The sequence below is a fragment of the Nocardioides sp. CCNWLW216 genome (assembly GCF_037120545.1).
In the GTDB taxonomy this organism is placed as follows: Bacteria; Actinomycetota; Actinomycetes; order Propionibacteriales; family Nocardioidaceae; genus Nocardioides; species Nocardioides lianchengensis.
In genome coordinates this window covers 143,559-162,548 of record NZ_JBBBBJ010000008.1, presented here as the reverse complement: position 1 = coordinate 162,548, position 18,990 = coordinate 143,559, and the positions used below count along the sequence as shown (strand labels likewise).

At 71.6% G+C, this 18,990-nt stretch carries 15 protein-coding genes and 1 tRNA gene; 10 read left to right on the top strand and 6 right to left on the bottom strand.

The window, feature by feature from the left end:
- Positions 1-63: 63 nt before the first annotated feature.
- Positions 64-2,388 (bottom strand): glycoside hydrolase family 3 C-terminal domain-containing protein, encoded by a 2,325-nt coding sequence (locus V7S47_RS18265; RefSeq protein ID WP_336562902.1) that lies wholly within the window; start codon positions 2,386-2,388, stop codon positions 64-66.
- 36 nt (positions 2,389-2,424) lie between these two features.
- On the opposite strand from V7S47_RS18265, the gene V7S47_RS18260 reads away from it, so the two are divergent.
- The gene (locus tag V7S47_RS18260) at positions 2,425-3,816 is read left to right on the top strand and encodes a phospholipase D-like domain-containing protein (protein ID WP_336562901.1); all 1,392 of its coding nucleotides are present in this window, start codon (positions 2,425-2,427) and stop codon (positions 3,814-3,816) included.
- A gap of 128 nt (positions 3,817-3,944) precedes the next feature.
- Here the strand turns inward: V7S47_RS18260 and V7S47_RS18255 are convergent.
- Positions 3,945-4,030 (bottom strand) — tRNA-Leu (locus V7S47_RS18255).
- Positions 4,031-4,109: 79 nt separating this feature from the next.
- Between V7S47_RS18255 and V7S47_RS18250 the strand changes: the two genes are divergently transcribed.
- Positions 4,110-5,438, top strand: a complete 1,329-nt coding sequence (locus V7S47_RS18250; RefSeq protein WP_336562900.1) for a M20/M25/M40 family metallo-hydrolase — start codon at positions 4,110-4,112, stop codon at positions 5,436-5,438.
- A gap of 94 nt (positions 5,439-5,532) precedes the next feature.
- On the opposite strand, the gene V7S47_RS18245 is transcribed toward V7S47_RS18250, so the two are convergent.
- On the bottom strand, positions 5,533-5,751 hold the full coding sequence (locus V7S47_RS18245) for a DUF5703 family protein (RefSeq protein ID WP_090856401.1): 219 nt from the start codon (positions 5,749-5,751) through the stop codon (positions 5,533-5,535).
- A 24-nt stretch (positions 5,752-5,775) separates the two neighbouring features.
- A complete protein-coding gene (locus V7S47_RS18240; protein ID WP_336562898.1) occupies positions 5,776-6,735 on the bottom strand; it encodes an aldo/keto reductase in 960 nt (319 codons plus the stop codon).
- A gap of 84 nt (positions 6,736-6,819) precedes the next feature.
- Between V7S47_RS18240 and V7S47_RS18235 the strand changes: the two genes are divergently transcribed.
- A complete protein-coding gene (locus V7S47_RS18235) occupies positions 6,820-7,644 on the top strand; it encodes an undecaprenyl-diphosphate phosphatase (protein WP_090856407.1) in 825 nt (274 codons plus the stop codon).
- A gap of 40 nt (positions 7,645-7,684) precedes the next feature.
- The gene (locus V7S47_RS18230; RefSeq protein WP_336562897.1) at positions 7,685-9,325 is read left to right on the top strand and encodes a methyl-accepting chemotaxis protein; all 1,641 of its coding nucleotides are present in this window, start codon (positions 7,685-7,687) and stop codon (positions 9,323-9,325) included.
- Positions 9,326-9,335: 10 nt separating this feature from the next.
- Here the strand turns inward: V7S47_RS18230 and corA are convergent, their stop codons facing one another.
- On the bottom strand, positions 9,336-10,316 hold the full coding sequence (gene corA / locus V7S47_RS18225) for a magnesium/cobalt transporter CorA (protein ID WP_090856413.1): 981 nt from the start codon (positions 10,314-10,316) through the stop codon (positions 9,336-9,338).
- 43 nt (positions 10,317-10,359) lie between these two features.
- On the opposite strand from corA, the gene V7S47_RS18220 reads away from it, so the two are divergent.
- From V7S47_RS18220 to V7S47_RS18200, 5 genes are read left to right on the top strand one after another with little or no spacing between them, the layout of a single operon-like run.
- Positions 10,360-11,091, top strand: a complete 732-nt coding sequence (locus tag V7S47_RS18220; protein WP_336562896.1) for a histidine phosphatase family protein — start codon at positions 10,360-10,362, stop codon at positions 11,089-11,091.
- Positions 11,092-11,101: 10 nt separating this feature from the next.
- Positions 11,102-11,677 carry a DUF3090 domain-containing protein gene (locus V7S47_RS18215; RefSeq protein WP_090856419.1) on the top strand — a complete coding sequence of 192 codons (576 nt, stop codon included), beginning with the start codon at positions 11,102-11,104 and terminating at the stop codon, positions 11,675-11,677.
- The gene (locus V7S47_RS18210) at positions 11,674-12,444 is read left to right on the top strand and encodes an SCO1664 family protein (RefSeq protein WP_336562895.1); all 771 of its coding nucleotides are present in this window, start codon (positions 11,674-11,676) and stop codon (positions 12,442-12,444) included. The genes V7S47_RS18215 and V7S47_RS18210 overlap by 4 nt, the downstream gene beginning before the upstream one ends.
- A 24-nt stretch (positions 12,445-12,468) precedes the next feature.
- A complete protein-coding gene (gene mshC, locus V7S47_RS18205; RefSeq protein ID WP_336562894.1) occupies positions 12,469-13,707 on the top strand; it encodes a cysteine--1-D-myo-inosityl 2-amino-2-deoxy-alpha-D-glucopyranoside ligase in 1,239 nt (412 codons plus the stop codon).
- Positions 13,708-13,709: 2 nt separating this feature from the next.
- A complete protein-coding gene (locus V7S47_RS18200; protein WP_336562893.1) occupies positions 13,710-14,228 on the top strand; it encodes a hypothetical protein in 519 nt (172 codons plus the stop codon).
- A 26-nt stretch (positions 14,229-14,254) separates the two neighbouring features.
- Here the strand turns inward: V7S47_RS18200 and V7S47_RS18195 are convergent, their stop codons facing one another.
- On the bottom strand, positions 14,255-15,103 hold the full coding sequence (locus tag V7S47_RS18195; protein WP_336562892.1) for a PAC2 family protein: 849 nt from the start codon (positions 15,101-15,103) through the stop codon (positions 14,255-14,257).
- 140 nt (positions 15,104-15,243) lie between these two features.
- Between V7S47_RS18195 and metH the strand changes: the two genes are divergently transcribed.
- Positions 15,244-18,978 carry a methionine synthase gene (gene metH, locus V7S47_RS18190; RefSeq protein WP_336562890.1) on the top strand — a complete coding sequence of 1,245 codons (3,735 nt, stop codon included), beginning with the start codon at positions 15,244-15,246 and terminating at the stop codon, positions 18,976-18,978.
- The last annotated feature ends 12 nt before the right edge of the window (positions 18,979-18,990 follow it).

Here is an 18,990-nt window from a genome sequence, read left to right as displayed (position 1 = left end):
GTGCGATGGTGCCCGATCCGCTGCGGGGGTATTCGCCCCTCGCTGAGAAAATTCTCGGCGACATCAAGGCAAGGGTGTCTTGACGTTCTGGCGTCGTCGTCGGAGCGCCGACGGCACGGCCCACGGTCGGCCGTTGACCAGCGCCAGCACCGCGTCGACCGCGGGCCAGCGCAGCCGGCCCCCGGAGAAGATGGCCACCGATCGGAGGGGCAGCTCCTCCAGGGAGCGCTCCAGCATCAGCCTCAGGGTCTCGTCGTCGCCGGCCGCCTGGTCCAGGGGCGCGGCGGCGGTCAGGGCCCGGCGCAGCAGCCGCCCCACCCGGGTCGTGGCGAGCTCGCCGACCGTCGACTCCCGGGTGAACGGCCGGAGCGGTCGCGGCGCCGGCACCGGTCGACCGAGCCGGCGAGCGAAAGCGTCGTCGGTCGCCGCGACCGGCGGGGTGCCGGCGGACTCCGGGGCGGAGTCGACGCCACCCGTGAGCCGTACGGCGAGGGCGGCGACCACGTCGGCGCTCGATCGCGCCACCTCGACGTCGTACCGGCCGGAGGGGGTGGCCCAGTCCTCTCGCTCGACGTCGTAGAACGCGAACGCCCGCGCAGGCACCTCGAGCTCGACCCGTCGGCTCTCGCCCGGCTGGAGCCTGACCCGGGCGTACGCCGCGAGCTCGCGCCGGGGGCGCAGCACCACGCCGGTCCGGTCGTGGAGGTAGACCTGCACGACGTCGGACGCCGCGCGGTCGGTCCGGTTGGTGACGGTGACAGTGACCGAGACGGTCTCGCCGGCCGGCAGCACGTCGCGGTCGACCGCGGCCGCCGACCAGTCGGGCCGGACGTACCCGAGGCCGTGCCCGAAGGGGTACGCCGGCGCGACGTCCGCCGTCGTGTGGTGCCGGTAGCCGACGAAGAGGCCCTCGCGGTGCTCGACCTGATGGGGATGACCGGGGAACCAGGGATCCGACGCGACGTCGGCGAGAGCGGCCGGCCAGGACTCCGCCAGCCGCCCCGCGGGCTCGACGTCGCCGTACAGGACGTCGGCCAGGGCGGCGCCGGTCGCCTGTCCGCCCAGGTGCCCGGTGAGCACGGCGGCGACCCGGTCGTGCCAGGGCAGCCGGACCGGTCCGCCGGCCGACAGGACCACCACGGTTCGCGGGTTGGCGGCGCTGACCTGCTCGACGAGGGCGTCGTGCTCGGGCGGCAGGTCGAGGCCTGGCCGGTCGAAGCCCTCGCTCTCGTGGGTCGGCGGCAGGCCGACCAGTACGACGGCGACGTCGGCCGTCGCGGGGTCGTCCACGAGGGTGACTCCGCGCGCGGTCAGCGCCTCGCGGGCGGTAGTGAGCCGGGTGGGGGTGACCAGGGAGCTGCCGCTGCCCTGGTAGCGCGGGCGATCGGCGAAGTCGCCGAGCAGCGCCACGCTCAGTCCGGGCGCCAGCGGCAGGAGCCCGTCGTTCTCCAGGACGACCGTCGCCTCGGCCGCCACCCGCCGGGCCAGGGCGTCGTGGTCGGCGACCGGCAGCTCCGGTCGCTCCCCGGTCGGGCAGCGGGCGAGGAGGTCCAGGACCCGCTGCGCCGAGGTCTCGACGGCCGCGGCGGAGAGGACGCCCGACTCGACCGCCTCGCACACGTCTCGGTCGAACAGGCCACGGCTGGTCGGCATCTCCAGGTCCATGCCGGCCGCGATGCCGCGAGCCCGGTCGCTCACCGCGCCCCAGTCGCTCATCACGAGCCCGTCGAAGCCCCACTCGTCGCGCAGGATCGTGGTGAGCAGCTGGTGGTGCTCGGTCGCGTGCTCCCCGTTCACCGAGTTGTACGACGCCATCACGGTCCAGGGACGACTGGCGCGCACCGCGTGCTCGAAGCCGGCCAGGTACAGCTCGCGCAGCGTGCGCTCGTCGACGACGGCGTCGACCACGAACCGGTGTGACTCCTGGTTGTTGACCGCGAAGTGCTTCAAGCACGCCCCGACGCCTCGGGACTGGATCCCCTCGACCAGGGCGGCCGCCAGGTGGCCGCTGAGCAGCGGGTCCTCCGAGAAGTACTCGAAGTTCCGGCCGCCCAGGGGGTGCCGCTTGACGTTGAGCCCAGGGCCGAGGACCACGTCGACCCCGAGGGCACGTGCCTCCAGCCCGATCGCGGCACCGACCTCGCGAGCGCGGGCGTCGTCCCACGTGCACGCCAGGGTGGCGGCGGGCGGGAAACAGGTGGCCGGGACGCTGTCGCCGAAGCCGAGGTGGTCGCCGCCCTCGGGCTGCACCCGCAGACCGTGGGGACCGTCACTGAGCATCGCCGGCCCTGCTCCGTCGACCTTCTCGGTGCGCCACTCGTCGTGACCGGACAGCACGCGCACCTGCTCACGCAGCGAAAGATCGGACGCGCGCACGCTCGGGATCATGAGCCGCACCCTAGATCCCTTTACACTCCCGCTGTGATGAGCTGGAGATCTCGGTCCTCGACGATGCTGGTGACCGTGCTGGGAGTGACGGTGCTGTCCGTCGTCCCCGCCACGGGCACCGCGACCGCTGTGGCCCCGGTCGCGGCCGTGGCGGCTTCGGCCGCCGCGCCGGCTGCGGCGCCTGCGGCTGCTCCCGCCGCCGCCCCGGCGGTGGCGAAGGCCAAGGCGAAGAAGAAGCCCAAGCGTCGCTGGAAGCCGCCGCGCGGCGCGGTCTTCAACAACCCCAAGGGCTCGCCGAAGGCCCGGGTCGCGATCGTGGCCCGCATCCGCGACGCCATCAAGCACACCCGTCGCGGCGAGACGATCCGCTTCGCGAGCTACTCGATGGACCGGGCCGACGTCGCCGACCTGCTCATCAGGGCGCACAAGCGTGGCGTCAACGTCCAGATGGTCTTCAACGACAACACCACGAGCAAGACTCAGGCCCGCCTGCAGAAGGCACTGGGCAAGAACCGCAAGAAGCCCAGCTTCCTCATCTACTGCAAGGGCTCGTGCCGCAACGGGCCTGGCGGCAACCTGCACACGAAGGTCTACTCGTTCAGCCGCAGCGGCGCCTCCAAGCACGTGATCATCACGTCCTCGGCCAACCTGACCTACGGCGCCGCCTTCGCCCAGTGGAACGACGGTTACACGATCCGCAACGACCGCCGCCTGTTCCGCACCTGGGTGCGCGTCTTCCGCCAGCTGATCCGCGACCGGAAGACGACCCCGCGCTACATCGGCTACAGCTCCCCGACCACCTCCGTCTCCTTCCAGCGGGAGCTGGCTCGTTCCCAGGGCGGCACCGTGGAGGTGAGGAAGGCCAAGGCGTCCAGCGGCGACCCGGTCATCCAGCGGCTCTCCAAGATCGGCTGCGCGGCCCCTCGCGGCTACGGCATCAACGGCCGCACCGTCGTCAAGATCATCGTCTACGCCTGGTACGGCGAGCGCGGCGACACCATCGCCCGCAAGGTGGCCGACCTCAAGCGGCAGGGCTGCGACGTACGCGTGATCGGGAGCGTGCTGGGCGCCTCGAGTCAGGGCACCCTGCAGCGCGCGGGCATCCCGGTCAGGGCCGCTGACTGGGACTTCGGCGACAAGCCCTCCACGGGCAACGAGGACGAGATCGTCTACGGCCCGCGCTGCTACTCCCACTACAAGTTCTTCACCGTCAGCGGTGCCTACGACGGCAAGGCGCTGCGCGCGGTGTGGACCGGGTCCGAGAACTGGTCGCGGATCTCGTTCGGCAACGACGAGCTCACGCTGCGCCTCAACGGCAAGCCGGTCTACTCGCGCTACACCGCGCGCTTCGACGCGATGTGGAAGGACCCCAACGCGACCCACACGGCCGGGATCGAGCCCACCCGGCGGCCCTGCGCCCGTAGCTGACCGGGACCGGGCTCCCGACGGCACGAAGGGGCGCCACCGCGTGAGCGGTGGCGCCCCTTCGTCGTACCTGGGGCCCGTGGAGAGAGCCCGGAAATGAAGAAAGGCCCCGTGGAGCCGGGGCCTTCCAGTGTCCGAGGGGGGACTTGAACCCCCACGCCCGATAAAGGGCACTAGCACCTCAAGCTAGCGCGTCTGCCAATTCCGCCACCCGGACGAGTGCGGGTGAAAACCTAGCAAAGGGTGGGCCGAAACGCCGCATCGGGGTGGCACCGGCGGGGTGACATGCTGGGGCCATGTCGAACACCCCCGCGAACGACGATCCCGAGGCCGCGCCGGACCCCGCCGGTGAGGTGGTCGAGCTCTGCCGCGAGCTGATCCGCATCGACACCTCCAACTACGGCGACCAGGACGGTCCGGGGGAGCGCAAGGCCGCCGAGTACGTCGCCACGCTGCTCGACGAGGTCGGCATCGAGTCGCGTCTCTACGAGCCCGAGCCCGGTCGTACGTCGGTCGTCGCGCGCTGGGGCGGGACGAGCGGGGAGGGGCTCCTGCTGCACGGACACCTCGACGTCGTCCCGGCCGCGGCCGAGGACTGGCAGGTCGACCCGTTCAGCGGCGAGATCCAGGACGGTTACGTCTGGGGTCGCGGCGCCGTCGACATGAAGGACTTCGACGCGATGCTGCTGTCCGTCGTACGGGCGCGGCAGCGGGCCGGGCGGGTGCCCGAGCGGCCGGTCGTGCTCTGCTTCACCGCCGACGAGGAGGCGGGCGGCCACAAGGGCGCCCAGGTGCTGGTCGACGAGCACCCCGACGAGTTCGAGGGGGTGACCGAGGCGGTCGGCGAGGTCGGCGGGTTCAGCACGACCGTCCGCGGCCGCCGGATGTACCTCGTCGAGGCCGCCGAGAAGGGCATGGCCTGGATGCGGCTCACCGCCCGGGGCCGGGCCGGCCACGGGTCGATGCTCAACACCGACAACGCCGTCTCCCGGCTGACCGCTGCGGTCGCCCGGATCGGCGCCTACCAGTGGCCGGTCCGGCTGACGCCCACGATGGAGGTCCTCCTCGCGTCGGTCGGCGAGCTGGCCGGGGTGGAGGCAACCCCCGAGAACGCCCCCGCCCTCATCGAGGAGTTCGGCGGCGCGGCGCGGATGCTCGGCGCCGTCATCAGCAACACCACCAACCCGACGATGCTCAGCGCCGGCTACAAGGTCAACGTCATCCCGACCGAGGCCACCGCCCACGTGGACGGCCGTTTCCTGCCGGGCTTCGAGGACGAGTTCTTCGCGACCCTGGCCGAGCTGGTCGGCGAGGGGATCGAGATCGAGCACCTGTCCCACCAGCAGCCCTGGGAGACGCCGTACGACGGCGACCTGGTCGGCGCCATGCACCGCTCGATCCTGGCCGAGGACCCCGAGGCGATCATCGCGCCGTACCTCATGAGCGGAGGCACCGACGCCAAGCACTTCCGCAGGCTGGGCATGCGGTCCTACGGCTTCGCGCCGCTGAAGCTCCCCGCCGAGCTCGACTTCACCGCGCTCTTCCACGGCGTCGACGAGCGGGTGCCCGTCGATGCGCTCGAGTTCGGTGCGCGCGTGTTCGATCGGTTCCTCGACGACGTCTGAGGGGCACGGCCGCGGGCTGGTGGGGTTCGCCGTTTGTGACCAATCGGCACCATGTGAGCGTTCACATGGTGCCGATTGGTCACATTCAGCGAGCTCAGGCCGTGCGGACCGCGCGGATGATCTTGCGCCGCAGGATCACCCGTCGTACGCCGTCGGCGCCGATCCGGACCCGGTCGAGCTCCCACCCGCCGTGCTCGGCCCGCTCGACCAGCAGCTTCGTGACCACGCCGCGGGGGAACTCCCGCGAGAACGTGACCTTGTCGAACTCCCACTCCACGCCCCGACCGGGCGCCTGACGGTGTGCACGTGACATGCCTACCCCCTCCACGAGATCCCGCTAGGCGAGATCCGGACCACTGACGTCGTCGAGCGCGTCGACGATCTCGGCCGGCAGGGTCAGCTCCTCGACGCTGAGGGCTCCCTGCAGCTGGGCGGCGGTGCGCGCGCCCACGATCGGTGCGGTGACGCCGGGCCGGTCGCGCACCCAGACCAGGGCGACCTCCAGCGGCGTCCACCCCAGGCCCTCGGCCGCGCGTGCGACGGCCTCCACGATGCCGGCGGACCGATCGGTGAGGTAGGTGCCGACGAACGAGGCGAAGTGGCGCGAGGCGGCGCGCGAGTCCGACGGGGTGCCGGAGCGGTACTTGCCGGTCAGCACGCCCCGGCCCAGCGGGGACCACGGCAGCACGCCGAGGCCGAGCGCGGCGCAGGCGGGCAGCACCTCGTGCTCGACGTGCCGGCTGAGCAGCGAGTACTCCACCTGCGTCGAGGCCGGCACCGCCCGGCCCGGAACGGCGCGCTGCCAGGTGGCGGCCTGGGCGGTCTGCCACCCGGAGTAGTTGGAGATGCCGACGTACGACGCCCGCCCGGACGTGACCGCGAGGTCGAGCGCGGTGAGCGTCTCCTCGAGCGGTACGTCGTCGGACCAGATGTGCACCTGCCACAGGTCGACGTGCTCGACTCCGAGGCGGCGCAGCGAGGCGTCGAGGGTCCGCAGCAGGTGACCGCGTGACACGTCGTACGCCCGGCCGCCGCCGCGGGTGCCGCTGATGCCGGCCTTGGTGGCCAGGACGACGTCGTCGCGGCCGACCACGTCGCCGAGGAGGCTGCCGATCAGCTCCTCGGAGGCACCGTTGCCGTAGCCGGCCGCGGTGTCCAGGAGGGTGCCGCCCGCCTCGGTGAAGGCGACCAGCTGGTCGCGGGCCTCGTGCTCGTCCGTGTCACGTCCCCACGTCATCGTCCCGAGACCGAGACGGGACACCCGGAGCCCTGTGGCGCCCAACGACCTGTGCTGCATGGCGACAAGGTAGTAGGCAACACCACACCCTCAGTCGACGGCTCGCCCACCGAACGCCGGTCGGCGTCCGTAGGATCGCCTCCCGTGTGGGACTTCTTCGAGGCCGTCGTGCTCGGCACCATCCAGGGCCTGACCGAGTTCCTGCCGATCTCCAGCAGTGCGCACCTGCGGATCTTCCCGGAGATGTTCGGCTGGGGTGACCCGGGCGCGGCGTTCACCGCCGTCATCCAGATCGGGACCGAGCTGGCGGTGCTCATCTACTTCCGCGAGGACATCTGGCGGATCGGGTCGACCTGGCTCAAGAGCCTGGTGAGGCCGGAGTACCGCGGGCACCTCGACGCCCGGATGGGCTGGTTCATCATCATCGGCTCGCTGCCGATCGTGCTGCTCGGCGTCGCGCTGAAGGACGTGATCGAGCAGGACTTCCGGAGCCTGTGGATCATCGGGACGACGCTGATCGTGCTCGGGGTGATCCTCGGCATCGCCGACCGGGTCAGCCGGAGCAACAAGCAGATCAAGCAGATCACGCTCCGCGACGCCGTCCTCATGGGCGTGGCGCAGGCCTGCGCGCTCGTCCCCGGGGTCTCGCGCTCGGGCGCCACGATCTCGATGGGTCGGTTCCTCGGCTACGAGCGCGAGGCCGCGACCCGCTATGCGTTCCTGCTGGCCATCCCGGCCGTCGTCGGTGCCGGCCTGTTCGAGCTCAAGGAGATCCCGCACGGCGACAACACCTACGGCTGGGGCCCGACCATCGTCGCCACGGTCATCTCGTTCGTCGTCGGGTACGCCGCGATCGCCTGGCTGCTGCGCTACGTCTCCACGAAGTCGTACACGCCGTTCGTGCTCTACCGCGTCGCCCTCGGTGCGCTGGTCCTGGTGCTGGTCGCGACCGGGGTCCTGAACGCCTGATCGCGCTCAGGTCCGGGTGGCGCCGGCCGATGCCCCGAGCATGACCTCCTCTCGGCCTGCACTGACCGGCGCCGCGCGCCTCGGCGTGCGCGGCAAGATCCTCTGCGTCGGCGCCGTCGGTGTCGTCGCGGCGCTGCTGGTCGGCGTCATCGGCATCCAGAACGCCCGCTCCTCGGAGAGCCACGCCCGCGACGTCCAGGAGCTGCAGGGCCTGGTGGCCGCGGTCAAGGAGATCAACTTCTACAACGCCGACGTCACCGGCTGGCAGCTTGGCTACGCGTGGGACGTCCGCCGGCTCTCGCCGTCGGTGGCGATCGACCCGAAGTCGGCGAACCGGGCCGGCTTCCTCACCAGCGTGGCCGGCCTCCAGGAGCAGCTGGACGCGATGCCGACCGAGGTGATGAGCGCGCGGGAGCGGGAGCAGTTCGACCGGATCAGCGCGCTCTGGGACCAGTTCTTCGCGGCCGACGACCAGGTCGTCGAGGCCTACCGTGTCGGGACCGCCGCCGCCGTGGACCGCGGCGACCAGCTGATCCTCGACCAGGTCTACGCCATCTACGGCGAGATCGTGGAGCTCACCGGGACCATGGTGACCAGCGTCCTCGAGCGGACCGACGCCCTCAGCGAGGAGTCGGTGGACGCCGCCGACGCCGCCCAGCGGCTGGTCCTCCTCGTGCTGGCGCTCGGCGCCCTGATCGTCGCGGCGTTCGCCCTCTTCTCCGCCGGCCGGATCGTCCGCGGCCTCGACGTCGTACGACGGGCCCTGCACGCGTTCGCGGCCGGTGACCTGACCGCCCGGGCCGAGGTCCGGACCCGGGACGAGGTCGGCCACATGGCCGCGTCGTACGAGGAGGCGCGGGTCGCGGTCGCGGCGATCATCGGCAAGGTGGCGGGCTCGGCCGACGCCGTCGCGGGTGCCTCCGAGGAGCTGTCCGCGTCGAGTCAGCAGATCGCTGCCGGTGCGGAGGAGACCTCGGTCCAGGCCGGCGTGGTGTCCGGTGCCGCGGACGAGGTCTCGCGCAACGTGGGCACCGTCGCCGCCGGTGCCGAGGAGATGGGCGCCTCGATCCGCGAGATCGCCCACTCGGCCAACGAGGCCGCCCGGGTCGCGGCCGAGGCCGTCACCACCGTGGAGATCACCAACGAGACCGTCGCCAAGCTCGGCACGTCCAGCCAGGAGATCGGCAACGTGGTCAAGGTGATCACCTCGATCGCCGAGCAGACCAACCTGCTGGCCCTGAACGCCACCATCGAGGCCGCCCGCGCCGGCGAGGCCGGCAAGGGCTTCGCGGTCGTGGCGAACGAGGTGAAGGAGCTGGCTCAGGAGACCGCTCGGGCGACCGAGGACATCTCCCGTCGGGTCGAGGCCATCCAGGCCGACACCTCGGGCGCCGTGGTGGCCATCGGCGAGATCGCCGAGATCATCACCAGCATCAACGACTACCAGAACACCATCGCCGCGGCGGTCGAGGAGCAGACCGCGACCACCAACGAGATGTCCCGCAACGTCGCCGAGGCCTCCACCGGCTCCGGCGAGATCGCGACCAACATCTCCGGCGTCGCGACCGCGGCCGAGAGCACGACCCAGGCCGTCAACCAGACCCTGACCGCGATCGCCGAACTGGCCACGATGGCCGCCGAGCTGCGCGCCGACGTCGCCAGCTTCACGCTGGACGCCTGACGCCTGACGCCTAGAGCCAGCCGGACCGCTTGAACAGCACCCACAGCCCGCCCGCCACCGCGCCCATGAGCAGCAGGGCGAAGGGGTAGCCGAGGGTCCAGCCGAGCTCGGGCATGTGCTCGAAGTTCATGCCGTAGATCCCGGCGATCAGGGTGGGGACGACGACCAGCGCGGCTCCGGCCGAGATCTTGCGCATGTCGTCGTTCTGCTGGACCGAGATCTGGGCCAGGTGCGCCTCGAAGGCCGACGAGAGCAGGGTCTCCAGGCTGTCACCGACCTCGTTGGCCTGGGTGAGGTGGTCGAGGACGTCGCGGAAGAAGGGCCGGGCCTCCGCGGGCACGGCGGGCACCTCGCCGCTGGAAAGTCGGCGCATCGGCTCGCGCAGCGGCTGCACGGCCCGTCGTACCTCGGCGAGCTCGCGCTTGAGCGTGTAGATCCGGGCGGAGTCCTTGGTGCGCTCGGGCGAGAAGACGGAGGTCTCGACCTCGTCGACGTCGATCTCGAGCTCGCGGACGACGTCGAGGTAGCCGTCCACCACGGTGTCGCAGACGGCGTACATGACCGAGCCGGGGCCGTGCGTGAGCAGCTCGGGCTGGGCCTCGAGCTGGCTGCGGGCGCTGCGGAGCTGGGAGCCGCGGCCGTGCCGGACGGTCACGACGAAGTCGCGGCCGAGGAAGATGTTGATCTCGCCGGTCTCGACGGCGTCGTCCTCGTCGACGTACCAGAGCGTCTTGAGGACCAGGAACAGGCTGTCGGCGTACTTCTCGAGCTTGGGGCGCTGGTGGGCCTGGACGGCGTCCTCGACGGCGAGCGGGTGCAGTCCGAAGGCCTCCGCGACCTCGCTGAGCTCGTGCTCGCTGGGGCGGTAGAGGCCGAGCCAGACGAAGTCGCCCGGGCTCTCGACGCCGGCGCGGAGCTTGTCGAACTCGTGGGGAGCGCAGTCGAGGTCGACGCGGGTGCCGCCCCGGTAGAGGGCGCTGTCGACGATCACGGGGCCACGCTAGCGCCGGGGCGGTCCGGCTACAGTCCGCGACATGGCAACGGTCATCCTGGTCCGGCACGGTCGGACCACCGCGAACGCCTCGGGAGTGCTCGCCGGGCGCACCGCCGGCGTGAAGCTCGACGAGACCGGGCGGGGGCAGGCGGCGCGGACGGGGGAGCGACTCGCCGTCGTCCCCCTCACCGCCGTGGTCACCAGTCCGCTGGAGCGCTGCCGTCAGACCGCCCGCGCGGTGCTGGAGCAGCAGGCGGGCGAGCCGGCCACCCTGGTCGAGCGCGGGATCACCGAGTGCGACTACGGCGAGTGGCAGGGCCGCCCGCTGCGCGAGCTGGCCAAGGAGAAGCTCTGGAGCGTCGTGCAGGCCCAGCCGTCGGCCGCGACGTTCCCCGGCGGCGAGTCGATGACCACCATGCAGGCCCGGTCGGTCGCCGCCGTACGGCGCCTCGACGCCGCGTTCGAGGCCGAGCACGGGCCGGGCGCGGTGTGGGTGGCGGTCAGCCACGGCGACATCATCAAGTCGGTGCTGGCCGACGCGCTCGGGATGCACCTCGATCTGTTCCAGCGGATCAACGTCGACCCCGCGTCGGTCTCGATCGTCCGCTACACCGAGTCGCGGCCCTACGTGCTGGCCACCAACACCCACGCCGGTGACCTGGGCTGGCTGGTGCCGCCCAAGCCGACCCGCAAGGGGCGCAGCCGTCGTACCACCGACGCCGCCGTGGGCGGCGGGGCCGGTCCTGTTCCCGCCTCTGGGGCGACGTCCTAGGGTGAGTGGCATGCCCCTCGTCCACGGCTTCGACCCGCCGGAGCGCTTCGTCACCGGCACGGTCGGCCCGCCCGGGTCCCGCACCTTCTTCCTGCAGGCCCGCAGCGGCGCGCGGCTGGTGAGCGTCTCCCTCGAGAAGCAGCAGGTCGCCGCCCTGGCCGAGCGCGTCGACGAGCTCCTCGACGACGTGCTGTCGAGCGAGGACCACGAGTCGGTGATCCCGGCCGTCGCGCCGCTCGGCCTCGACGACACCGCGCCCCTCGAGCAGCCGATCGAGGAGGAGTTCCGCGCCGGCACCATGACGCTGTCGTGGGACCCCGCCGACGAGCGCGTCGTGATCGAGGTGTTCCCGTTCAGCGAGGCGGCCGTGGTCAGCCCCGACCAGCTCGACGAGGACATCATCGAGCCGGACCCGGAGGAGGTCCTCGTCGTCCGGCTCCCGCCGGGTGCGGCGCGGGCCTTCGTCAAGCGCAGCGAGCAGGTGCTCGAGGCGGGCCGCCCCAGCTGTCCGTTCTGCGGCAACCCGATCGACCCTGACGGGCACCTCTGCGTGCGCGCCAACGGCTTCCGCAGACGGGACCCGTGAGGGACGCGAGCCCGGACCTGCTCGAGGGGGAGCTGGTCCTCGGCGGGCGGATCATGCCCGCCTCGAACGCCACCTTCCTCGGGTCCATCGGCGAGACGCAGGTCGTCTACAAGCCGGTGGCGGGGGAGCGGCCCCTGTGGGACTTCCCCGACGGCGACCTGGCCGGTCGCGAGCGGGCGGCGTACCTCGTCTCCGAGGAGCTCGGCTGGGACGTCGTGCCGCAGACCTGGCTGCGCGACGGCCCGCACGGACCGGGGATGGTCCAGTGCTGGCAGGAGGTCGACGCCGCCCAGGAGGCCGTGACGCTCGTGCCCGAGGGGCAGGTGCCGGCCGGGTGGCGGCACGTCTTCGACGGCATCGACGGGCGCGACCTGCCCGTCTCGCTCGTGCACGAGGACTCGGCCCCGTTGCGCCGGATGGCCGTCTTCGACGTCGTGGTCAACAACGCCGACCGCAAGGGCGGGCACGTGCTGGAGATGGTCGGGGGACACCGGTACGGCGTCGACCACGGCATCGCGTTCCACGCCGAGCACAAGCTCCGGACCGTGCTGTGGGGCTGGGTGGGGGAGCCGCTGAGCGACGACGAGGTCGAGGCGGTGCGGGCTCTCGGGGTCGCCGCCCGCGGCCCGCTCGGCGACGCGCTCGCCCCGCTGCTGACCGACCGCGAGATCGACGCGTTCGGGCGGCGCTGCCGCCGGCTCGCCGACCACGGCGTGATGCCCGTCCCCCGGGGCGAGTACCCCGCGGTCCCGTGGCCGCCGTTCTGACCGGCCTCCTCTAGAGTTCACGTCATGCGTGCCTGGCCCTCCCCGGAGATCCCGACCCTGCCGGTGGCGGGTCCGCCCGTGTCTCTTCATGACACGGCCTCGGGAGGGCGGGTCGCGACCCGCCCCGACGGTGTCGCGCGGCTCTACGTCTGCGGCATCACGCCGTACGACGCGACGCACCTGGGCCACGCCGCGACGTACCTCGCCTTCGACCTGCTCAACCGGGCCTGGCGCCACGCCGGCCACGACGTCACCTACGTCCAGAACGTCACCGACGTCGACGACCCGCTGCTGGAGCGGGCCACCAAGGTCAAGGTCGACTGGGTCGAGCTGGCCGAGCGCGAGACCGAGCTCTTCCGCCAGGACATGACGGCGCTGCGGGTGCTCCCGCCGGCGCACTACGTCGGCGCGGTGGAGTCGATCCCGCTCGCGGTGGAGCTGATCGAGCGGCTGCAGGCCGCCGGGGCCGTCTACCGCGTCGAGAACGACCTCTACATGTCGGTGACCGCCGACCCCGCGTTCGGCGCCGAGTCCGGCCTGGACCGCGAGGAGATGCTCCGGATCTTCCCCGAGCGGGGCGGCGACCCGGACACCCCCGGCAAGAAGGACCCGCTCGACTGCGTGCTGTGGCGCGGCGAGCGCGAGGGCGAGCCGTCGTGGCCCAGCCCGTTCGGGCCCGGCCGACCGGGCTGGCACATCGAGTGCGCGGCCATCGCGATGCACCACCTCGGCGGCGCGTTCGACGTCCAGGGCGGCGGCAGCGACCTGGTCTTCCCGCACCACGAGATGTGCGCCGGCCACGCGCAGGTCGCCGTACCCGGGACGCCGTTCGCGCAGGTCTACGCGCACGCCGGCATGGTCGCGTACGACGGCGAGAAGATGTCCAAGTCGCGCGGCAACCTGGTCTTCGTCTCGGCGCTGCGCAACAGCGACGTCGACCCGATGGCCATCCGCCTCGCGCTGCTGCGCCACCACTACCGCTCCGACTGGGAGTGGACCGACGCCGAGCTCTGGGACGCCGTCGACGCGCTCGCCGACTGGCGCCGCGCGCTGGCCCTCGGCGCCGGCGCCCCGGCAGCGCCCGTGGTCGCCGAGGTGCTCGCCGCCGTCGCCGACGACCTCGACGCCCCGCGCGCTGTCGCCGCGATCGAGGGCTGGGTCCGCGCCACCCTCGGCACCGACGGACTCGCCGACACCACCGACCCCGACGCGGCGCTCGCCGTGCACGCCGTGCTCGACGCGGCGCTCGGTCTCGCGCTCTGACCGTGCCCACGCCTCCTCCGGAGCTCGGCGAGCTGGCGCTCGAACGGGTCCGGGAGCGCATCTCGGCGTACGTCTACGGCAACATCCTGGTCCTGGCCGCGTTGGCCACGACCACCCCGCACAGCGTCGAGGACGGCCACGCCGCGCTCGTGGTCATCGCCACGACCGCGACCACCTTCCTCGCCCACGTGCTCGCCCACCTGGTCGCCCACCAGGTCGGCGCGGACCACTCCGCGGGCGGTGCCGCCCCGGACCGGAGCTCGCTGCGCGACGCCCTGCCGATCGCCTCGTCCGGCTCGGTGCCGGCCCTGATCCTGCTCGTGGCCTGGCTCGGTCACCTGCCCCCGACCGGCGCGGTCCTGGTCTCCGCCGGCGTCGTCGTCGTCCGCCTCGCCGGGCTCGGCATGGTCACCAGCCGGTTCTCCGGACGCCGCAGCCGGCTCTCCGACCTGTGGATGGGGCTGGTGCTGGCGGTGCTCAGCGGGGTCGTGGTGCTGCTGAAGGTGTGGCTGACGCACTGAGGCGGCAGTCAGCGGACCCGACCGAGTCAGCCCTCGTCCTGCCGCCGCTTCAGATAGCGCTCGAACTCCCGCGCGATCGCCTCGCCGGACGCCTCGGGCAGGTCCGTGGTGTCGCGGGTCTCCTCGAGCGAGCGGACGTAGTCGGCGACGTCGGCGTCGTCCTCGGCGAGCTCGTCGACGCCGCGCTCCCAGGCACGGGCGTCCTCCGGCAGGTCACCGAGCGGGATGCTCACCTCGAGAAGGTCCTCGAGCTGGCCGATCAGCGCCAGCGTCGCCTTGGGGCACGGCGGCTGGGCCACGTAGTGGGGCACCGCGGCCCAGTACGACACCGCGGGGATGTCGAGGCGGACACAGGCGTCCTGGAAGACCCCGACGATGCCGGTCGGGCCCTCGTACGTCGACTGCTCGAGCTTCAGCCGGTCGACCAGCTCCACCTCGGTGGCGGTGCCGGTCACCGGGATCGGGCGGGTGTGCGGGGTGTCGGCCAGCAGCGCCCCGAGGGTGATGACCAGCTCGCCGCCGAGCTCGTCGCACGCGGCCAGGAGCTCGGCGCAGAACTGCCGCCAGCGCATGTTGGGCTCGATGCCGCGCAGCAGGATGACGTCGCGGTCCAGGTCCGGGGGAGAGGCGATCGCGATCTGGGTGCTCGGCCAGGTGAGGCGGCGGTGGCCGTTCTCGTCGGTGCCGACAACCGGTCGGTTCACCTGGAAGTCGTAGAAGTCCTCGGGATCGATGGCACCGACGACGCGGGCGTTCCAGACCTTCATCAGGTGGTCCACCACGGAGGACGCGACGTCGGCCGCGTCGTTCCAGCCCTCGAAGGCGGCGATCACCACGGGATCGATCAGGTCCGGGGCATCTTCGATCTCGATCACCGCACCAGCCTAGTCAGCCGCGGGGATTTCCACGGGTCGTCCGCCAAGTGTCACGATCTGGGAATGCTGTCCAGCCTGCGGACGCTGATTCCTAGGCTGGACACCGGCCGGCGCCCCGCCCGGCCCCGAGAGGAGCACCGTTGAGCGAGTTCGAGCCGCAGCTGCGTCCCGACTGCACCGAGGCGCTGGGCTCAGCCCTGCGCGAGCGGATCATGATCCTCGACGGCGCGATGGGCACGGCGATCCAGCGTGACCGGCCCGACGAGGCCGGCTACCGCGGCGAGCGGTTCGCCGACTGGCCCAGTGATCTCCAGGGCAACAACGACCTGTTGACCCTGACCCAGCCCGACATCATCGGCGGCATCCACCGCGAGTACCTCGAGGCCGGCGCCGACATCATCGAGACCAACACGTTCAACGCGAACGCGGTCTCCCTCGCCGACTACGGCATGGCCGAGCTCGCCTACGAGCTCAACTACGCCGCCGCCCGCCTGGCCCGCGAGACCGCCGACGCGGTCGCCACTCCCGACCGGCCCCGGTACGTCGCGGGCGCCCTGGGCCCGACCACGCGGACCGCCTCGATCTCGCCCGACGTCAACGACCCGGGCGCGCGCAACGTCTCCTACGACCAGCTCGTCGCGGCGTACCTCGAGGCCTCGCGGGGCCTCGTCGACGGCGGCGCCGACCTGATCATGATCGAGACGATCTTCGACACCCTCAACGCGAAGGCGGCCATCTTCGCCGTCGAGACGCTGTTCGAGGAGTACGGCCGCCGCTGGCCGGTGATCATCTCCGGCACCATCACCGACGCCTCCGGTCGCACCCTGTCCGGCCAGGTCACGGAGGCGTTCTGGAGCTCCGTGCGCCACGTCGCCCCGCTCGCGGTCGGCCTGAACTGCGCGCTCGGCGCCAAGGAGATGCGCCCCTACATCGCCGAGATGGCGCGGATCGCCGACTCGTTCGTGTCCTGCTACCCGAACGCCGGACTCCCCAACGCCTTCGGTGAGTACGACGAGTCCCCGGACGAGACCGCCGCGGTCGTGAGCGAATTCGCGGACGCCGGGTTCGTCAACATCGTCGGCGGGTGCTGTGGCACCACCCCCGACCACATCGCGGCCATCGCCCGCTCCGTCGAGGGCAAGACCCGCCGTACGCCGGCCGAGGTGGTGCCCGCCATGCGGCTCTCCGGCCTCGAGCCGTTCACGATCGACGACGGCAGCCTGTTCGTGAACGTCGGCGAGCGGACCAACATCACCGGCTCCGCGAAGTTCCGCAACCTGATCAAGGCCGGCGACTACGACACCGGCCTCTCGATCGCCGCCCAGCAGGTCGAGAACGGCGCGCAGGTCATCGACGTCAACATGGACGAGGGCATGATCGACGGCGTCGCGGCCATGGACCGCTTCACCAAGCTCATCGCCAGCGAGCCGGACATCAGCCGGGTCCCGCTGATGATCGACTCCTCCAAGTGGGAGGTCATCGAGGCCGGGCTGAAGAACGTCCAGGGCAAGGCCATCGTGAACTCGATCTCCATGAAGGAGGGCGAGGACAAGTTCCGCGAGCAGGCGGCCCTGGTCCGCAAGTACGGCGCCGCCGCGGTCGTGATGGCCTTCGACGAGGACGGTCAGGCCGACAACCTGGAGCGTCGCAAGACGATCTGCGAACGCGCCTACCGGATCCTGGTCGACGAGGTCGGCTTCCCTGCCGAGGACATCATCTTCGACCCGAACGTCTTCGCCGTCGCGACCGGCATCGAGGAGCACGCGTCGTACGGCCTGGACTTCATCGAGGCGACCCGCTGGATCAAGCAGAACCTGCCCGGCGCCAAGGTCAGCGGCGGCATCTCGAACGTCAGCTTCTCGTTCCGGGGCAACAACCCGGTCCGCGAGGCGATCCACGCCGTGTTCCTGTTCCACGCGATCGAGGCCGGCCTCGACATGGGCATCGTCAACGCCGGTGCCCTGGTGCCCTACACCGAGGTGGAGCCCGAGCTCCGGGACCGGATCGAGGACGTGATCCTCAACCGGCGTCCCGATGCCGCCGAGCGGCTGCTGGAGATCGCCGAGGCCCACAACAAGCAGGGAGAGGTCGTCGAGGCCGCCGCCGAGGAGTGGCGCTCGCTGCCCGTCGGCGAGCGGATCACGCACGCCCTGGTGAAGGGCATCGACGCACACGTCGAGGCCGACACCGAGGAGCTGCGCCAGGAGATCGCCGAGCGCGGCGGACGCCCGATCGAGGTGATCGAGGGCCCGCTGATGTCCGGGATGGACGTCGTCGGCGACCTGTTCGGGGCCGGCAAGATGTTCCTGCCCCAGGTCGTGAAGTCGGCGCGGGTCATGAAGAAGGCCGTCGCCTACCTGATCCCTTACATCGAGCAGGAGAAGCTCGACAACCCCGCCCTGGCCACGGCCAAGGAGACCAACGGGACCATCGTGATGGCGACCGTGAAGGGCGACGTCCACGACATCGGCAAGAACATCGTGGGCGTGGTCCTGCAGTGCAACAACTACGAGGTCATCGACCTCGGGGTGATGGTGCCGGCGCAGAAGATCCTCGACACCGCCCAGGAGGTCGGCGCCGACATCATCGGCCTGTCCGGCCTGATCACCCCGTCGCTCGACGAGATGGTCACGATGGCGACCGAGATGCAGCGCCTCGGGCTCGAGATCCCGCTGCTGATCGGCGGCGCGACGACCTCGCGCGCCCACACGGCGGTCAAGGTCGACCCCAAGTACGACGGCCCCGTGGTCTGGGTCAAGGACGCCTCGCGCTCCGTGCCGACCGCCGCAGCGCTGCTCCACGAGACCCGGCGGGTCAAGCTGCTCGCCGACCTCAAGGACGACTACGACTCGCTGCGCACCCGGCACGCCGCCAAGAGCGACCGGCCGCAGCTGACGTACGCCGACGCCGTCGCCAACGCGACGCCGATCGACTGGTCGTCGTACACCCCGGTCGCGCCCCGCAAGCCCGGCGTCCACGTCCTCGCGGACTACGACATCGCCGAGCTGCGCGAGTACATCGACTGGCAGCCGTTCTTCAACGCGTGGGAGATGAAGGGGAAGTTCCCCGACATCCTCAACAGCCCGACGTCGGGTGAGACCGCCCGCAAGCTGTACGACGACGCCCAGGCCATGCTGGACCGGATCGTCGACGAGAAGTGGCTGACGGCTCGCGGGGTGTTCGGCTTCTTCCCGGCCGCTGCCGACGGCGACGACACGATCGTCTACACCAGCGACGACCGCACTGACGAGCTCACCCGGCTGCACCACCTGCGCCAGCAGGGCAAGCACCGCGAGGGCATCCCCAACCGCTCGCTCGGCGACTACGTCGCGCCCGCCTCGACCGGGCTGGCCGACCACGTCGGCGCGTTCGCGGTCACGGCCGGCATCGGTCTGCCCGAGCGGGTCCAGGCCTTCAAGGACGACCTCGACGACTACAACGCGATCCTGATCGAGTCCCTCGCGGACCGGCTCGCGGAGGCGTTCGCCGAGCGCCTGCACCAGCGGGTCCGCACCGAGTTCTGGGGTCACGTCTCCGACGAGCAGCTGTCCAACGAGGACCTGATCGCCGAGCGGTACTCCGGCATCCGTCCCGCCCCCGGCTACCCCGCCTGCCCGGACCACACCGAGAAGCAGACCCTGTGGGAGCTGCTCGACGTCTCGGCCACGACCGGCATCGAGCTCACCGAGTCGATGGCCATGTGGCCCGGTGCCTCGGTCAGCGGCTGGTACTTCGGCCACCCCGAATCCCAGTACTTCGTCGTCGGCCGGCTCGCCCGCGACCAGGTGGCGTCGTACGCCGAGCGCAAGGGCTGGTCGCTCGCCGAGGCCGAGAAGTGGCTCTCCCCGAACCTGGGCTACGACCCCGATGACTGAGCCGACGCCCGA